The 17,007-nt window shown below is 28.5% G+C and carries 17 protein-coding genes; 16 read left to right on the top strand and 1 reads right to left on the bottom strand.

All coding sequences use genetic code 11. The annotated features are described in order from the left end of the window. Positions 1-106: 106 nt before the first annotated feature. The 7 genes from ACLVEP_RS05020 to ACLVEP_RS04990 all read left to right on the top strand — a co-directional run bounded on the left by ACLVEP_RS05020 (position 107) and on the right by ACLVEP_RS04990 (position 8,638). The gene (locus tag ACLVEP_RS05020; RefSeq protein WP_412583261.1) at positions 107-1,132 is read left to right on the top strand and encodes a chloride channel protein; all 1,026 of its coding nucleotides are present in this window, start codon (positions 107-109) and stop codon (positions 1,130-1,132) included. Positions 1,133-1,213: 81 nt separating this feature from the next. Beyond that, positions 1,214-2,515: an amidohydrolase gene (locus ACLVEP_RS05015; RefSeq protein WP_412583260.1), complete on the top strand. Its 1,302-nt coding sequence runs from the start codon at positions 1,214-1,216 to the stop codon at positions 2,513-2,515. 11 nt (positions 2,516-2,526) lie between these two features. After that, positions 2,527-2,778, top strand: coding sequence for a kinase to dihydroxyacetone kinase (locus tag ACLVEP_RS05010; protein ID WP_412583259.1), 252 nt, complete (start codon positions 2,527-2,529; stop codon positions 2,776-2,778). Positions 2,779-2,872: 94 nt separating this feature from the next. Continuing rightward, positions 2,873-4,225 carry a Wadjet anti-phage system protein JetA family protein gene (locus tag ACLVEP_RS05005; protein ID WP_412583257.1) on the top strand — a complete coding sequence of 451 codons (1,353 nt, stop codon included), beginning with the start codon at positions 2,873-2,875 and terminating at the stop codon, positions 4,223-4,225. Then, the gene (locus ACLVEP_RS05000) at positions 4,218-4,856 is read left to right on the top strand and encodes a DUF4194 domain-containing protein (protein WP_022002533.1); all 639 of its coding nucleotides are present in this window, start codon (positions 4,218-4,220) and stop codon (positions 4,854-4,856) included. Before ACLVEP_RS05005 ends, ACLVEP_RS05000 begins: the two co-directional genes overlap by 8 nt. Then, positions 4,825-8,067 carry an ATP-binding protein gene (locus tag ACLVEP_RS04995; protein ID WP_412583255.1) on the top strand — a complete coding sequence of 1,081 codons (3,243 nt, stop codon included), beginning with the start codon at positions 4,825-4,827 and terminating at the stop codon, positions 8,065-8,067. Before ACLVEP_RS05000 ends, ACLVEP_RS04995 begins: the two co-directional genes overlap by 32 nt. After that, entirely contained in the window at positions 8,054-8,638 is a 585-nt protein-coding gene (locus ACLVEP_RS04990; protein WP_412583254.1) for a hypothetical protein, read from the top strand. The genes ACLVEP_RS04995 and ACLVEP_RS04990 overlap by 14 nt, the downstream gene beginning before the upstream one ends. On the opposite strand, the gene ACLVEP_RS04985 is transcribed toward ACLVEP_RS04990, so the two are convergent. Next, entirely contained in the window at positions 8,635-9,609 is a 975-nt protein-coding gene (locus ACLVEP_RS04985) for an IS1595 family transposase (RefSeq protein ID WP_257360652.1), read from the bottom strand. The genes ACLVEP_RS04990 and ACLVEP_RS04985 overlap by 4 nt on opposite strands. 213 nt (positions 9,610-9,822) lie before the next feature. Here ACLVEP_RS04985 and ACLVEP_RS04980 point away from each other — a divergent pair, with 213 nt between their 5' ends. The 9 genes from ACLVEP_RS04980 (at position 9,823) to ACLVEP_RS04940 (ending at position 17,002) form a co-directional block, all read left to right on the top strand. Beyond that, positions 9,823-10,377 (top strand): Wadjet anti-phage system protein JetD domain-containing protein, encoded by a 555-nt coding sequence (locus ACLVEP_RS04980; protein WP_412583252.1) that lies wholly within the window; start codon positions 9,823-9,825, stop codon positions 10,375-10,377. Continuing rightward, entirely contained in the window at positions 10,349-10,645 is a 297-nt protein-coding gene (locus ACLVEP_RS04975; protein WP_412583250.1) for a nucleotide pyrophosphohydrolase, read from the top strand. The genes ACLVEP_RS04980 and ACLVEP_RS04975 overlap by 29 nt, the downstream gene beginning before the upstream one ends. Positions 10,646-10,752: 107 nt before the next feature. Beyond that, positions 10,753-11,463: a DUF969 domain-containing protein gene (locus ACLVEP_RS04970; RefSeq protein WP_412583248.1), complete on the top strand. Its 711-nt coding sequence runs from the start codon at positions 10,753-10,755 to the stop codon at positions 11,461-11,463. Position 11,464: 1 nt separating this feature from the next. Then, the gene (locus ACLVEP_RS04965) at positions 11,465-12,403 is read left to right on the top strand and encodes a DUF979 domain-containing protein (RefSeq protein ID WP_412583247.1); all 939 of its coding nucleotides are present in this window, start codon (positions 11,465-11,467) and stop codon (positions 12,401-12,403) included. An 11-nt stretch (positions 12,404-12,414) separates the two neighbouring features. Then, entirely contained in the window at positions 12,415-13,059 is a 645-nt protein-coding gene (gene pcp, locus ACLVEP_RS04960; RefSeq protein WP_412583245.1) for a pyroglutamyl-peptidase I, read from the top strand. 33 nt (positions 13,060-13,092) lie between these two features. Then, positions 13,093-13,959 (top strand): ATP-binding protein, encoded by an 867-nt coding sequence (locus ACLVEP_RS04955; RefSeq protein ID WP_412583266.1) that lies wholly within the window; start codon positions 13,093-13,095, stop codon positions 13,957-13,959. Positions 13,960-14,082: 123 nt separating this feature from the next. Continuing rightward, positions 14,083-14,745, top strand: a complete 663-nt coding sequence (locus ACLVEP_RS04950; RefSeq protein ID WP_318000311.1) for an adenylate kinase — start codon at positions 14,083-14,085, stop codon at positions 14,743-14,745. 97 nt (positions 14,746-14,842) lie between these two features. Then, on the top strand, positions 14,843-16,243 hold the full coding sequence (locus ACLVEP_RS04945) for a 6-phospho-beta-glucosidase (RefSeq protein ID WP_412583243.1): 1,401 nt from the start codon (positions 14,843-14,845) through the stop codon (positions 16,241-16,243). A 51-nt stretch (positions 16,244-16,294) separates the two neighbouring features. Beyond that, positions 16,295-17,002: a ThiF family adenylyltransferase gene (locus ACLVEP_RS04940; protein ID WP_412583241.1), complete on the top strand. Its 708-nt coding sequence runs from the start codon at positions 16,295-16,297 to the stop codon at positions 17,000-17,002. Positions 17,003-17,007: the final 5 nt, after the last annotated feature.

Raw genomic sequence — 17,007 nt, 5'->3', positions numbered from 1 at the left:
ATTGTATCAATTCAATCGACTTTTTTAAATACACTATTTTATTTGGCACTTACTACGAAATAAATATTTTTGGTATTTAATACCTTTTTTACCGATAACAGGAATTTTGATCACATGGCTCTATTATCATTTTAATGAATTATGTTTAAAAGGAATGACACTTGTTTTTGAAACGGGTCAACAAAAAAGAAAAGAAATACCTCTAATACTTATTCCTTTAGTCATGATAAGTACTTGGATTACTCATTTGTTTGGAGGAAGTGCAGGTAGAGAAGGGGTTGCTGTCCAAATTGGAGCAACACTCTCACATTATTTTACAAAGTATTTTCATTTTCCTAAAAATGGAAAAGTTTTATTGATTACGGGAATGGCTGCTGGATTTGCTGGTTTGTTTCAAACACCACTTACAGCTTTATTTTTTGCAATGGAAGTTATAGTTATAGGTAAGATAGAGTATGAAGCTTTACTTCCAGGTTTTATTGCATCTTTTATTGCTTCGTATACATCTCATTTTCTAGGATTAGAGAAATTTAGTGTGAATATACAGCAATATGCGAATGTAAATGATATGAAACATATCATGCTGATGATTCTTTTAGGAATTATTTTTGGAATTGTAGGAAGATTATTTTCGACTGCATTATCTGTCTCAAAGACGTTTTTAAAAGATAAAATTAAAAATTCCTATAAAAGAATAGGATATGTTTCAATTATTTTAGTAATAGGTTTAATGATTTTTAAGGGAAGATATAGTGGACTAGGAACAAATTTAATAGAGCTATCTTTTCATCAAAATGTTACAGTGTATGATTGGTTTTTAAAACTTATTTTTACTGTCATAACATTAGCTATTGGTTTTCAAGGTGGAGAAGTAACGCCTTTATTTTCAATAGGATCTACATTAGGATTTATTCTTGCTTATCTTTTTCATTTACCTATTGAATTATGCGCAGCACTTGGTTATGCAGGAGTTTTTGCTTCAGCAACAAATACATTATTTGCACCTATCATGATAGGTTTAGAAGTTTTTGGTGGATCTAATATGTTTGCCTTTATTATTGTTTGTATTTTTGCGTATTTAATCAATGGCAATAAGTCAATATATACAGCGCAAAGCAATGAAATGAAATAAGATTAAAACATGATGATATGTAAAAAACTATCATCATGTTTTATTTTGAGATATAATGTAATCAACAAGGAAGTGATAACAATGTACGAGACAATTAAGCAACTTGCTCAAAAATATCATCAAGAGACAATCAATCAACGTCGTGATTTTCACCACTTTGCTGAAAGAGGTTGGTTAGAAATACGTACAGCATGTCAAATTGCAACTACTTTAGAAAACTTAGGCTATGAAGTTTTAGTAGGAAAAGATATTATGGATAAAGATGCTCGTATGGGATTACCACCAGAGGCTATTTTTAATATTAATTATTTACGTGCTAAAAAAGAAGGAGCTAATCCCAAATATTTAGAACGAGTTAAAAATGGAATGACTGCTGTTGCTGGTGTTTTAAAAAATGGTGAGGGTCCTATTGTAGCTATTCGTTTTGATATTGATGCTTTAGGGCTTGTTGAAGATTCAACAGATGGGCATTATCCAAAACAAGAAGGTTTTTCTTCTTGCCATTTAGGAGCTATGCATGCTTGTGGACATGATGGACATGCATCTATTGGTTTAACAACAGCTAAAATTTTAATGGAGCTTAAAGAACATTTACATGGAACTTTAAAAATTATTTTTCAACCAGCCGAAGAAGGTGTAAGAGGAGCAAAGTCAATTTGTAAAAGTGGATTTTTAGATGATGTTGACTATATTTTTGCGGCTCATATTATGCCTCGTGTCAATGATTATGACCTCTATTTTGGAATGAATGAGTCTTTTGCAACAACAAAATTAGATGTTATTTATCATGGGGTATCAACACATGCTGCAGAGTCTCCACAATTTGGGAAAAATGCGTTGCTTTCAGCAGCTAACTGTATTATTAATTTGCATTCAATTCCTCGAAATAGTGATGGACAAACCCGTGTCAATGTAGGAACAGTTCATGCAGGAACAGGTAGAAATGTTGTTCCTGATACAGCAAAACTTGAAATAGAAGTACGTGGAGTAACGACAGAATTAAATCGTTACATGGAAATTTATGCAAGAGATATTATTAATGCCTGTGCTTTAATGCATGATACCGTTGTTGAGATTAAACAAATGGGAAAGGCATTTGCTTTGAATTGTGATGAAGACTTTATGAATCAAATACGAGATATTTGTGTTAAAGAAATGCCAGATTTAAAATTACCTCCAGAAAATTTGAACCCTTTAGGAGGTAGTGATGATTTTTCTTATATGATGGAATATGTTCAAGTTCATGGTGGTAAAGCTACTTATATGAAATTATTAACAGATATTACGGCTTCACCTCATAATACGGCATTTAATTTTAATGAAGAAGTACTTAATAAAGGACCTCGAATCATGGCATCTATTGCCTATACGTTATTAAAATAAAGGAGTTAACTATGTTAGAATTTAAATATGATACACAATTATTAATTGAAGGAAAAAACTTAAATGAAGATAAAATTAGTGAATATTTTACAACACATTTTAAGGGAGATTGTTTACTAGCTGTTGGAGATGATGAATTGATTAAAATTCATTTTCATACAAATGAGCCATGGAAGGTTTTAGAATATTGTTCAACACTTGGTGAAATTTATGATATTGTTGTTGAAGATATGGATAGACAATCAAGAGGATTAAAAGGATAAAGGTGCGAAAGCATCTTTTTTAATAAATTAAAAAATGTTATAATTGCAAAGCTATTTATAAATAAAAAAGAGTTTTTAATGATTGGAGGTAACCATGGTTAATATATTTGATACATTACCAAGAAACTTTTTTAATATATTTAATACAGCAGATCGTGTTGTTATCAGTGAATGTATTTGTGTTCTTTATGAGTATATTAAGGATGATGCATCCTTTGCATCTTTGAAAGAAAACTTGATTTATGAGTTAACAAAATATTTTAGTAGTCACTTAATTGAGCTTGAAGAGCTTCAAAGTCAATCACCTAGAGAACGTGCTTTTTATATTTATCGAAGATTAAAAGAATGCGGTTGGTTGAGTGAAGAAGTAGGGGAAAACTATCATGTTTATGCTAGTTTTGAAGACTATGCTATTAGTATTATTGAAACTTTAATGAATTTAGAAGAAGACAGAGACATAGAATACTCAAGTATGGTTTATAGTATTTATTCCCAATTTAAAAATTTTGATATTGAAAATGGACATAAGATTCTAGATGCACAATATAGTATGACAAAAAATTTAATGACAAAATTAAAAAATTTAAATACTAATATTAAGCGTTATATCAAACGTCTTGTTCAAGATAATATGAAAAATGATTTAAATCAAATTTTAGATTCTTTATTAAGTGACTATCAATTAAAGATAGTAGATCGTGCTTTTTATAATCTAACAACTAAAGATCATCCTTTAAAATATCGAAACAGTATTATTTCTCAAATTCAAAGAATACAAGATGATCAAGAAACATCTAAAACGATTATAGGAAATATTATGCTTTCTAAAGATTTAACTTATCAAGAGGCAATGGATTTATTTTATAAACAAACATCTTATATTATTGATGCCTTTGAAAGTATTTTAGATTTAATTAATGAAATCAATCGTAAAAATGAAAAGTTTGTTGCTTCAGCAACAAATCGAATTATGTTTTTAATGAATGTCAAAGAAGATATTGGTGGTAAAATCAACGATATTATTAAAGAAGGACAAGATTGTCCAGAAGTATTTGATCAAGTAGCAACGATTTCAATTAATAAATATTTAGATCAAAATTCTTTATATTTACCAAGACAAATAAAAAAAGTCAAAAATACGGATTTGATTTTAGATACACAATTAGATGAACAAACACGTTTAATGGCGATTGAAAAATTAAAGCAAAATGAAAAATATACAAAAACAGCTATTGAAAAAAATGTTTTACAATGTTTGGATCAACAAAAAACGATGTTGGGTTCAAATTATTATGATCAAAATAAAGATTTATCTTTATTTATTTTGACATGGCTTTATGGCTTTAGCCAAAATGCTCGATATAAAATAGAACCACAAGAAAATATTATAAAGAAAGATCATTATCAATTTAGAGAATTTATGATAAGGAGAGTTGAAGATGAATAAAAATGAACTGATGAAAAATATGTCACAGGCATATTTGTTATTATCTGAAAAAAGAAAAGAAGAATTTTCACGTATTCTAAATCGATTATTAGCGGTTAATTTTATTTGTGGTGGAAGAAAAAGAGATCGTGAAGATTATTATTTTATTAGTGAAAATGAACAACTATTTAAAGATTTTTTAATGATGCTTGATTATGATTTTCATTTATATAAAGCAGATCGTGTGATCTATATCCATAATTTAAATAATTACAATCATTTAAATCTTAATCAAATGCAAACAATTGTTTTATTGTTACTTAGAAAACTTTATTTTCAAAAGTCACAAGAATTACAAGATACTGAATTTATTCATATCTCTTTAGGGGAACTTCATAGTGAAATAGAAGCAACTGGTATTTATAATGAACGTCTTAAAAAGACAGATTTAAAAAATATCTATCATTTCTTGTCAAGATATAATATATGTGAACGTATTGGTGATTTAAACGAAGATGATACCCGTTTAATTATTTATCCAACAATTAATTATATTTTGCCAATTCAAAAAATAGATGAAATCAATCAACGTATTCAACAATATAAAAAAGGAGATCACGATGAAAACATTAACGAAAGTGAAACTGATTAATTGGCATACTTTTTCTAATGAAGAATTTGAAATCTATAAAAATGCCTTAATTACTGGAGAAAATGGAACAGGGAAATCTACAATTTTAGATGCGATTCAATATGTTTTAACTGCTGGTAAATGTAAATTTAATAAAGCAGCAAGTGATATTGGAAATCGGACGTTAGAGTCTTATATTCGTTGTAAAACAGGAATTGAAGGGCATGAGTTCGTTAGAAACGGGGATGTTACAACTTATATTGCATTAGAGTTTTATGATGAAAAGACAGAAAAATATCAAATTATTGGAACTGTTATTGACTTGCCAGCTGGAGGAAGATTAAATAGAGATTTTTTCCAAATTATTGATTGTAAGATAAGTGATGTAACATTTATTGAAGAAAGAAGAGTTTTGACAAGAAAAGAATTTAAAAAAGCTTTAATTGATCATCAACAAACAGGTATTTTTAAAGATACAATTAAAGAAGGAGAAAGTTTGTTTGGAAATGCTTTAGGTGTTAAAAGTAAATATTTTGATTTAGTAACGAGAGCACTTGCTTTTAAAGCCATTGATAATGTTTATCAATTCATTGTTGACTTTTTATTAAAAGAAGACTTTGTTGATATTCAAAATTTAAGAGACAGTATCAAACACTATAAAGTTCTTGAAGAAAAATTAAAAATATCTAAAAAAGAATGTGAATCATTAGAAGGTGTTGTAAATCAATATGATACTTATTTAGATACGCACTTTCAAATGGATGTTTTAGAATGTTTAAAAGAAAAATTACAAGAAAAGCAATTACAAACTATTATTGATAATAGTCAAAAGAAATATCAAAAAATAAATGATCAATTAAATTTTGTACAACAAAAACTTACACAATTAAATCAAGATGAAGAAACTTATCAAGAAAGATATCATCGTTTAGATGAATCATTAAGAGAAAACGAAACCTATAACTTAAAAAATGAATTACAAAAAGAAAGTGAACAACTCAAAAAAGAAAAAGATAAAAAAGAAAACAGTTATCAAACTCTTGTAACAGAAATTAAACAAGAAACACAATTATTAAAGAAAATAAAAATACCAAATAGTTATATCCAAATTCTTCAAAATCAAGATTATCAAACAGAAACATTGACACATGCATTTAGAAATATTGTAGAAGAAGTTTCTAAAAGAACAAAGGATGTTACTGAAAAAATATCACATTTAAAAATTGAAATGACACAAACAGTTGATCGTTTTAATGAACATTGTAAAGAATATGATTCTCTTAAAGAAAATCAACTTTATTATAGAAAAGAAATTCAAGAATTAATTCAATTATTAAATGAAAAACTTACAAGCCATTATGGAAAAACAATTGAAGTTAAACCATTATGTGAATATATTGAAGTTAAAGATGAAAAATGGCGAAATGCATTAGAAGGATATCTTAATAGTCAAAGATTTGATTTAATCATTGAACCAGAATATTTTGAATATGCATTACTTGTTTATGAAGAATATAAAAATAAAAGAGGTATATATGGTGTAGGAATTGTTGATGTTGCGAAAATGGCAAGATATGAAGATGTGTCTGTTAAAGATACACTTGCAAGTCAATTAGATTGTAAAAATACATATGCTAGATGGTATGTCAACATGTTGCTTTCTAAAGTACAATGTGTCGATGATGTTACACAACTTAGAAATTATGCTACAGCGATTACGCCAACATGTATGCTTTATAAAAATTATACAGCACGTGCAATCAATCCACGTATTTACAATAAGCCATATATTGGATTAGGTGCTATTAAAATTCAATTAGCGACAATTGAACAAGAATTAGAAAACTTGAAACAAGAAATTAAATTACAAAAAGCAAATTATGAAGATTTAAAAAATGGTCAAGCATTATTAAATCAATCCAAAGCAGATCATATCTTCTATCGCTTAGATTTAATTGATGAATATCATAATTTACTAAAAGAATATCAAGAAATTAATGATCGTTATGAAAAATTAATTTTAGATGATTCACTTATTTCTTTACAAGAAGAATGTGACGCAGTAAAAAAACAACTTGAAAAAACAAAAAGAGAAAAAGAAGACTCACTTATGAAAAAAGGAAGTCTTGAAAATAATCTAGAAACATTTAAAGAACAACTTGAACAAACTCAAGAAGAATATCAATTATTACATGAAAAAATAGTTCAATTTGAAATGGAACATGTTGATGTTACTCAAGTAGCTGATCAACAAGTCGTTATTTATTTAAAACGTTTTTCTAAAGATTTTAATGGTATGAAAAATGATATTGAACAACAAGGAAATGGTTATCAACGAAAGGCAAATCAAATTGAAAATCAAATAGTCATGAAAATGAAAGACTATAATGATGTATATAATATTGGTTTTGAAAATGCTTTAACAGATATTGAAAGTTATAAACAAAGATACCATCAATTAAAGGAGATGGATATTGTTTCTAAAGAAGAAAAAACAAGACAAGCAAAACTTAAATGTGAAGAATCTTTTAAAACATCATTTATTTCTGGATTAAATGAAAAAATTGAAAATGCAAAAAAAGATATAGCTGAATTAAATAAAGGATTAGCACAAAGAGATTTTAATGGTGAAACCTATGAATTCTGTGTTTCACCAACTTCAAGAGATGATTTTAAAGAATATTATAAAATTATCCAATCAGGAAAAGAATATATGGTGAATAATCTTTTATCTGAAACATTAAGTGAAAGTCAAAGAAGAATTATGGATGATTTATTTATTAAATTATCTTCTGTAGAAAATGATCAAGAAACTGAACAAATGCTCATGGAATATACAGACTACCGTAATTACTTAGACTATGATATTAAAATCAAATATGCAAGTGGAGACTTTGCTTATTTTTCAAAAGTCAATAAAGAAAAATCTGGTGGGGAAACACAAACACCATTTTATGTTATTATGGCAGCAAGTTTTGAACAAGTTATCCGTAATCGAAATCAAAATGAAGATTTTGGTTGTGTCGTTATTTTTGATGAAGCATTCAATAATATGGATGAACAAAGAATTCAAGAAATGATTAAATTCTACAATGAACGTGAAATTCAAACATTTATTGCAGTACCACCTTCAAGAGCAAGTACGATTATTCCTTATGTTAATACAAGATTGCTTGTTATTAAACAAGGACAACAATCTTTTGTAGAAGGTTTTAAAGATGAACAACTATAGAAATGAAATCTTAAATGAGTTTATTGATCGTTTTGAAAAAAGTAGTTATTATAAAGGAAAAAGTGAAAAACCAAGAAAGATTTCTATTGTTTTACATAAAAAGTTTCCTGAATATGGACATAGCTTTCATTATGAAGAAACAAATGAATTAGAAAATATTGCTTTTCAATTACAATCTCAAGGGTTTGTTGAATTTTCTAAAGAGAGTATTTTAGGAGATAGAGAACTCATTTTAAATCAAGAAGAAAATTGTATTGATCGAATTTATAAAGAATTAAAAAGAGTACCAGTTAAAGAAAAAATAGCTTATTATCTAAATTTGCTTGATCAATATCAAGAAGAGACATTTATTAAAGATTTTGTTGAAGAAATGAAAAAAAGGACTATTCATCAACAAAGTCTTTTGCCTTATTTAAAAGTTTATGATGAAAATGATTTAGAAAATGTCATGAAAATATTAAAAGGAATGATTAATCAAAAAGATGAAATCTCTTTTAGAAGATTTTCTGAAAAAGTATTAGGTGATACAAAAAAGTTAGAAAAGTATAAAAATAAAATTTATCTTAATTAACCATCTGACACATGTGCATAGTATGGTTCGGATAAATTGAGTACAGTAATAATTGCTTTTTTAGGACATGGATGTGATTTCAAAACATATTTCTGTATTTTGTTCATGAAGTTCTTTCCAGTATATCTATGGTTGAAACGCCATTCTTGTTCATTCAAAAACAAAGGTAAGTCACGTTTAGTTACTCCATGATATATACCAGTAATATTATTCTTTATATCACCAATTAATACATTAAGCCAATACAATCTATGATTTTCTTCATCATAGAGTATTTTTTCTGATTTTAATGTTATTTTATCAGTTAATCCTAAAAAAGTTGTTTTTCCATCAGTGTTTAGTATTCTTTCTTTTGAAAGTATTGCTTTTTTTGAGATGAATCTAACAATATTATTTGTACTATCTACAGCTACTGGCATTAATTTTAAAAATTTTGGATATTTATTTTCTTTATCTGTTGATAACATTACTAAAAAGGGTTGCTGTTCAGTAGCAACTCCTTGTTTGTGTTCTTCTTTACTTTTTGAGCCTATATAAGCAACGTCTGCTTCATAAAAAAAGCTGTCCAGAATTTTTTCACTGTTACTTTGGGACATAAGAATCCTACATTTTCTACAAAGTAATAGCGCTGTTTTATAATTTATTTCTAATTCATTAGCTAATTCAATCGCAGACAAACCTTTATTTGCCGTAAAAAAGAGATACATTCCTAAAATCAATTTATAAAGATCTAGCTTATTATCTTGAAATATAGTATTAGAAAGTAAGTAATGTTGATGACCACATTCTTTACATTGAAAGACATCACCTCTTTTAATGGAATAGTAATGTGTACATCCACATTTTTCACAGTAAAAGCCAACAGGCCATTTCATTTTAAAAAAGAATTTTACACATTCATCATGATTATTTGCATATTTTCTAGTTAAAGTAATTAAAGAATCCTTTTTTGGTTTTTGATTTTTAGCCATAGTATCCACCTCTTTAAGAAAAGTATATAATATTTTAAAGAAGTGATAGATTATACTCCTCGGTTTAAAGTGAGAATAACGGAGTTAAATCAAAAGATGTGTCAGATGGTTAATTAAGAAATTTATCATATTATTAAAGATTTTTATGATGATTCTATCAAAAATGTAGACGATGCTTTTGAGCTTTTCTATATTCGTAAAAATCCAGCGTATGTGTATTTAAAAGGAAATGCTATTTTACAAATCAATGAACAAATCATCGATTTAAATCAAATGAATCATTATTTTGTCTTACCAAGTATTTGCATCAATGATTTAAAAATTAAAAATATTGATGCAAAACAGATAATGACTATTGAAAATTTAACATCATTTCATGATGTACCTTTAAAAGACACTTTCTATATTTTTACAAATGGTTTTCATAATCATGCAATTGAAGCATTTTTAAAATGTCTTTATGATTTTTTAGGAGAAAGTGTTAATTATTTTCATTTTGGTGATATCGATGCAGGTGGCTTCCATATCTATGAATCTTTAATAAAAAAAACGCAAATTCCTTTTCAACCATATAAAATGAATGTAGAAATGTTAAAAAGATATAAAGACTATACAAAACCTTTAACACAAAACGATCGCAAAAGACTATTATTCTTTAAAGAAAGTCAAAATGAAGTAATTGATTATATGTTGAAAAACAATATTAAGTTAGAACAAGAGATAATAGGGGAAAATGAGAATGAAAGAAAAGACATTAACACGTATTAGAAAATTTACAGAAGATCGTCATTGGGGGAAATTTCATTCACCTGCTAATCTTGCTAAATCTATTTCAATAGAAGCAAGTGAACTTTTGGAATGTTTCCAATGGGATGAAGAAAATTATGATTTACAACATGTTAAAGAAGAATTAGCAGATGTGATTATTTATTGTCAGGATTTATTAGATAAACTTAATTTAGATGTTGATGAAATTGTTGATATGAAAATGGCAATGAATGAAAAGAAATATCCTATCGATAAATGTAATCAATAAATAATGAAAATGGCAGGAAGAATGCCATTTTTTTTAATATATAGAATAATTTGCAAAAATATTTAATTCAGTATATAATTTCACAGTCACTAAGGAGGAAAAATATAATGGGAGACGCTATCAAACTTATTGGAATAGTTATTGTTATCATTGGTTTTGCTTTAAAATTTGATACATTAGCTACCGTAGTTGTTGCTGGTATCGTTACTGGTTTAGTTGGAGGAATGTCTATTATGGATATTTTATCAACACTAGGATCTGCTTTCCTTACAAACCGTACAGCAACATTATTTATTTTAACATTACCAGTTATTGGTCTATGTGAACGTATGGGACTTCGCGATAAAGCCGTTGATTTTATTAGCGGTATTAAAAGTGCGACAACAGGTCGTTTATTATCTATTTGGCAAGTCATTCGTACAGTTGCATCAGCATTTTCGTTACGTATTGGAGGACATCCACAATTTATTCGTCCTTTAATTAATCCAATGGCACAAGCATGTGCAATTGCTAAATATGGAGAAGTTGATGAAAAAACAGAAGATGAAATTAAAGGAATGGCAGCTGGAACAGAAAACTATGGAAACTTCTTTGCTCAAAACTGTTTCATGGGGTCATCAGGAACTTTATTAATTGTTTCTACTTTAAATGAAATCTTCAAATCACACAATATTGCTCAAGAAGTAACTGCAAATCAAATTGCTTTAAATTCAATCCCAATTGCAGTAATTTCAGTTATTGTGGGTATTGGTTATGCTTTATGGTATGATCGTAAATTAAAGAAACGTTTTAGTAAAAAGCAAGGAGGAGAAAAATAGTATGTTAGAAATGGATTGGAATACAAGTACAATTTTAGCAGAAGTATTCTATTGTATTATTGGACTTATTTTTGCTTTTACTGGAGTCAGCGCTTTAAAAAATAAAGAAGTTGAAAAAAGAACAACAACTGCTATTTTTTGGTTTATTTTAGCTATTACATTTATTGCTGGACCTTATATTCCTACATGGATTACAGGAGCATGCATTATTGTTTTAGCAATCTTAACTGCTTTTGGTTTAGTACAACCAGCAGCAATGCATATTCCAACAGCTAAAGAAACAAGAGAAAATGCAGATAAATATGGTTATAAATCATTTATCCCACCAGTTGTTTTAGCTTTATCAGCTGTTGTCGTGGCAACATTCTTTACAGATTTAGGAGCAAACAATGCTATTGGTATTAGTGCTATCATTGGTTTAATTGTTGCTTACTTTATTTTCAAACCTAAATTCTCTTTACCATTTAAAGATGGTATTCGTTTAACAGATAACGTAGGAACAACAGGTATCTTACCACAAGTTTTAGCAGCTTTAGGATCATTATTTACTGCTGCTGGAGTAGGTGCAGTTATTGCTGCTGGAGTAGGTGCTATTATTCCTGAAGGAAATCATCTTATCGCTGTAGCTGTTTATTGTATTGGTATGGCTTTATTTACAATGATTATGGGAAATGGTTTTGCTGCTTTTGCGGTTATTACTGTAGGAATTGGATATCCATTCTTAATTGCTCAAGGTGCTAATCCAATTGTTGTTGGTGCTTTAGGATTAACTGCAGGATATTGTGGTACTTTAATGACACCAATGGCTGCAAACTTTAATATTATGCCTGCAGCTTTATTGGAAACCAAGAGTAAATATGCTATAATAATTTCACAATTACCAGTTGCGTTAATTATGTTAGCAATACATATTGTTTTAATGTATGTATTAGCTTTCTAGGAGGAAATGAAATGAAATTATTATTAACTGCATTTGATCCTTTTGGAGGAGAAAAAATTAATCCAGCTTTAGAAGCTGTCAAACGTGTTCAAGATAAAATTGGTGATCTTGAAATCGTTAAATTAGAAGTGCCAACTGTTTTCTATAAATCAATTGATACAGTTGCAAATACTATTGAAAAAGAACAACCAGATGTTGTTTTATGTATTGGTCAAGCAGGTGGAAGATTTGATTTAACACCAGAAAGAGTTGCTATCAATATTAATGATGCACGTATTCCTGATAATGAAGGAAATCAACCATTAAGTGGTCCAATTTTTGAAGATGGAGAAAATGCTTATTTTTCAACTTTACCAATCAAAGCAATGGTTGCTGAAATTAGAAAAGCTGATATTCCAGCAAGTGTTTCTAATTCAGCAGGAACTTATGTATGTAATCATTTAATGTATGGTGTTCTTTATACAATTGCTAAAAAATATCCATCAATGCGTGGTGGATTTATGCATGTACCATTTATTACAAGTCAAGTTGCTAATCGTCCAACAAATGCACCAAGTTTATCACTTGATACAATTGTTAAAGGAATTGAAGCTGCTTGTAAGGCAATTGCTGAAAATCCAGAAGATATTGTCGCTGTTGAAGGACATACACATTAGTTATCAAAAACTAGAGTTAGAAATAATGGAGGAATTTTATTTAGTTTATTATTTTCTTTATTTATTTCTTATATAACAACAAGACGTATTAAGCAAATTGATCAAGCAGCTTTAGAAATCAGTAATAATCATTTTGATGTTGTATTGAATACAAAAGGACATGATGAATTATCAAGTCTTTCAAGTCATATTAATACAATGTCTTCTAATTTAAAAAGGAATATGGATGCATTGAATTTAGAAATAGACCAAGTTAAAAAAATGGAACAATTAAGGAAAGAATTTATTGCTCAATTTACTCATGAAATAAAAACACCACTTGCGATTATTAATGGAAATATTGATTTGTTAGAAAATGTAGAGGATGAAGATAAGAAAAATAAGTATATAGAAGTGATTAACAAAGAAATAGGTGTTATTAATGATTTGATATTACAAATGTTAGATTTATCTAGATTAGAAGCAAAAGCAATTACTTTAGATAAAAAGGAAATTGATTTAAGAGAGTTAACGGAAGATATCATAGATGATTATGAACAGTTATTAATGGATAAAAAATTAAAAATAGAAATTCAAGGGGATGATATTTTACTTGTTGGTGATAAAAAGAGAATTGCAATGGTGATTCAAAATTATTTATCAAATGCGATAAAACATGCACTTATTAATAGTACGATTAAAATTGAAATCAAAGAAAATGAATTTTCTATTGAAAATAAAGGAAAACAAATTGATGAAAAACGTATGGATACTATTTGGGAATCCTTTGTAAGTGATGATCAAAAGGGAACAGGTTTAGGGTTAGCGATTGTTAAAAATATTCTAGAACTTCATGAAATGAGTTATGGAGTTATTAATTCAGATGATGGTGTAGAGTTTTATTTTAGGTGGCAAAAATAAATGAAAACCCTTTCTTTGAAAAATGATTATAGAATCATTAAAAAAGTATTCTTTTTTTCATAAATCAGTTCCATTTAATGAAAAAAAAGCATATAATAGGCATTGCTTAAAGGAGAGATAGTAATGAATATAATTTTAATGGGGCCACCAGGTGCTGGTAAAGGAACTCAAGCTGCTAAATTGGTGGAAAAATATGGTTTAAAACAAATTTCTACAGGGGATTTATTTAGAAAAGCAATTAAAGAAGAAACAAAATTTGGTGTTATTGCTAAATACTTTATTTCTTTTGGTTATTTAGTACCAGATGATTTTACAATTCAAATGATTCAAGAATATTTAGAAGAAAATATTAACACTGAAGAATTTAAAAATGGTTTCATCTTAGATGGTTTCCCAAGAACAATCATTCAAGCTAGAAAATTAGCTGATATTTGTTCAATGTTCAATTTTAAAATTGATGCTGTAATCAACTTAGATATTCCTGAAGATGTATTAGTTAAACGTTTATCAGGAAGAAGAACTTGTGCTGATTGTGGTAAATCATATCATATCGTTTACAATCCACCTAAAAAAGAAGGTGTTTGTGATGTATGTGGTGGTGAATTAACACAACGTTCTGATGAAAGTGAAGAAGCTGTTCAAGTACGTATTGATACTTACAATAAACAAACTAAACCTTTAATTGATTACTACACTATGTTAGGTGAACTTACTAACGTTGATGGAAATCAATCAATGGATGAAGTTGCTGAAGAAATCTATAAAGTATTAGATAATTTAAAATAGAAGCGAGAGCTTCTATTTTTTTTCATAAAATGAAATAAGCTTTCTTGTATAGACCTCTATGTTATAATGAATGTGTCAAAAAATGGAGGATATAGAAATGAGTAAAAAACCTGTAAAAATTGTAACAATTGGTGGAGGAAGTAGTTATACACCAGAATTAATGGAAGGATTTATTAAAAGATATGATGAACTTCCAATCAAAGAAATTTGGCTTGTTGATATTGAAGATGGAAAAGAAAAATTAGAAATCGTTGGTAAAATGGCACAACGTATGTGGGATGCATCTCCTTATGATGTTAAAGTTCATTTAACATTAGATCGTAGAGAAGCATTAAAAGATGCTGATTTCGTTACAACTCAATTTAGAGTTGGGTTATTAAATGCCCGTATTAAAGACGAAAGAATTCCATTTAGCTATGGAATGTTAGGTCAAGAAACAAATGGTGCTGGAGGTATGTTTAAAGCTTTAAGAACAATTCCAGTTATCTTATCAATCGTTGAAGATATGAAAGAATTATGCCCAGATGCTTGGCTTGTTAACTTTACAAATCCATCAGGAATGGTTACAGAAGCAGTTATGAGATTTGGTAAATGGGATAAAGTTGTTGGTTTATGTAATGTTCCAGTTGGAGCAATGCTTGATGAACCAAAAACAATTGGTAAAACATTAGATCAATTAACTTATAAATTTGCTGGATTAAACCATTTCCATTGGCATAAAGTTTATGATGAAAATGGTAAAGAAGTGACTAAAGATATCATTGAAGCAATGTATGAAGGAAAAGATATGGGAATTCCTGCAAACATTCATGATATTCCATTCTTTAAAGAACAATTACTTCAAATGAATATGATTCCATGTGGATATCATAGATATTATTATCGTGAAGAAGAAATGTTGGCTCATGACTTAGAGGAATATAATGACCCTAAAGTAGGAACTCGTGGACAACAAGTACAACAAACAGAACATGAATTATTTGAATTATATAAAGATCCAAATCTAGATCATAAACCTGAACAATTAGCAAAACGTGGAGGAGCACATTATTCAGATGCAGCTTGTGAAACAATTGCTTCTATTTATGGAAATAAATTATCACATATCGTTGTAACAACAAAAAATAATGGATCTGTCCCAGATTTACCAGCTGACTGTGCAGTAGAAGTTTCAGCATATATTGGTTCAGCAGGGGCAAGAGCTATTGCCTTTGGACCATTACAACCAGCTCAAAGAGGATGGTTACAATGCATGAAAAACATGGAATTATGTGTTGAAGAAGCAGCTGTAACAGGAGATTATGGATTATTAATGCAAGCATTCATTTTAAATCCACAAACAGTATCAGGACAAAAAATGGTTAATGTTTTAAATGAATTATTGATTGCTCATGAAAAATACTTACCACAATTTGCAGATAAGATTGCCGAGTTAAAAGCAGCAGGTGTGACAATCAAAGATGATGTTGCACGTGAATTATCTGAAAAAGGTTTATAAAAAAGGCGGAAGCCTTTTTTATTTTATGGTATACTTTTACAGGTGATTATTATGGAAGAATTTTCAAGAACAGAATTATTAATAAAAAAAGAAGGAATAGATACCTTACAAAACAGTACCGTTGCTATTTTTGGTGTTGGTGGTGTGGGTGGTTTTGTCGTTGAAGCACTGGCTCGAGCTGGTGTAGGAACACTTCATATCATTGATCATGATACGGTTTCTGTTTCAAATCTTAACCGTCAAATTATTGCGACACATCAAACAATAGATCAAAAAAAAGTAGAAGTTATGAAAGAACGTATTTTATCTATTAATCCACATTGTCATGTTTTAACATATGATGATTTCTTTTTGCCTGAAACAGTTGATCATTTTCCTTTTGATGAATTTGATTATATTGTAGATGCTGTTGATACAGTAACAGCTAAAATTAAATTGGTAGAAATAGCACAAGAGAAAAAGATTAAAATTATTTCATCAATGGGAACAGGTAATAAGTTAGATCCAACAAAGTTGGAGGTAACTGATATTTATAAAACATCTATTTGTCCACTTGCTAGAGTTATGAGAAGGGAACTTAAGAAAAGAAAAATACCTGCTTTAAAAGTTGTTTATTCTACAGAAAAGCCCATTGAAACAGATGCACCTGTAGATCCTGAGACACATAAAAAAACACCTGGTAGTATTTCTTTTGTACCAAGTTGTGCAGGTTTGATCATTGCAAGTGTTGTTGTAAGAGACTTACTACATATAAAGTAGAAAGA

It is taken from the genome of Faecalibacillus sp. (assembly GCF_047023275.1).
Classification (GTDB): Bacteria; Bacillota_I; Bacilli_A; order Erysipelotrichales; family Coprobacillaceae; genus Faecalibacillus.
Note: the sequence above shows the minus strand (reverse complement) of the source record. Positions and strands in the feature narration are given on the sequence as shown.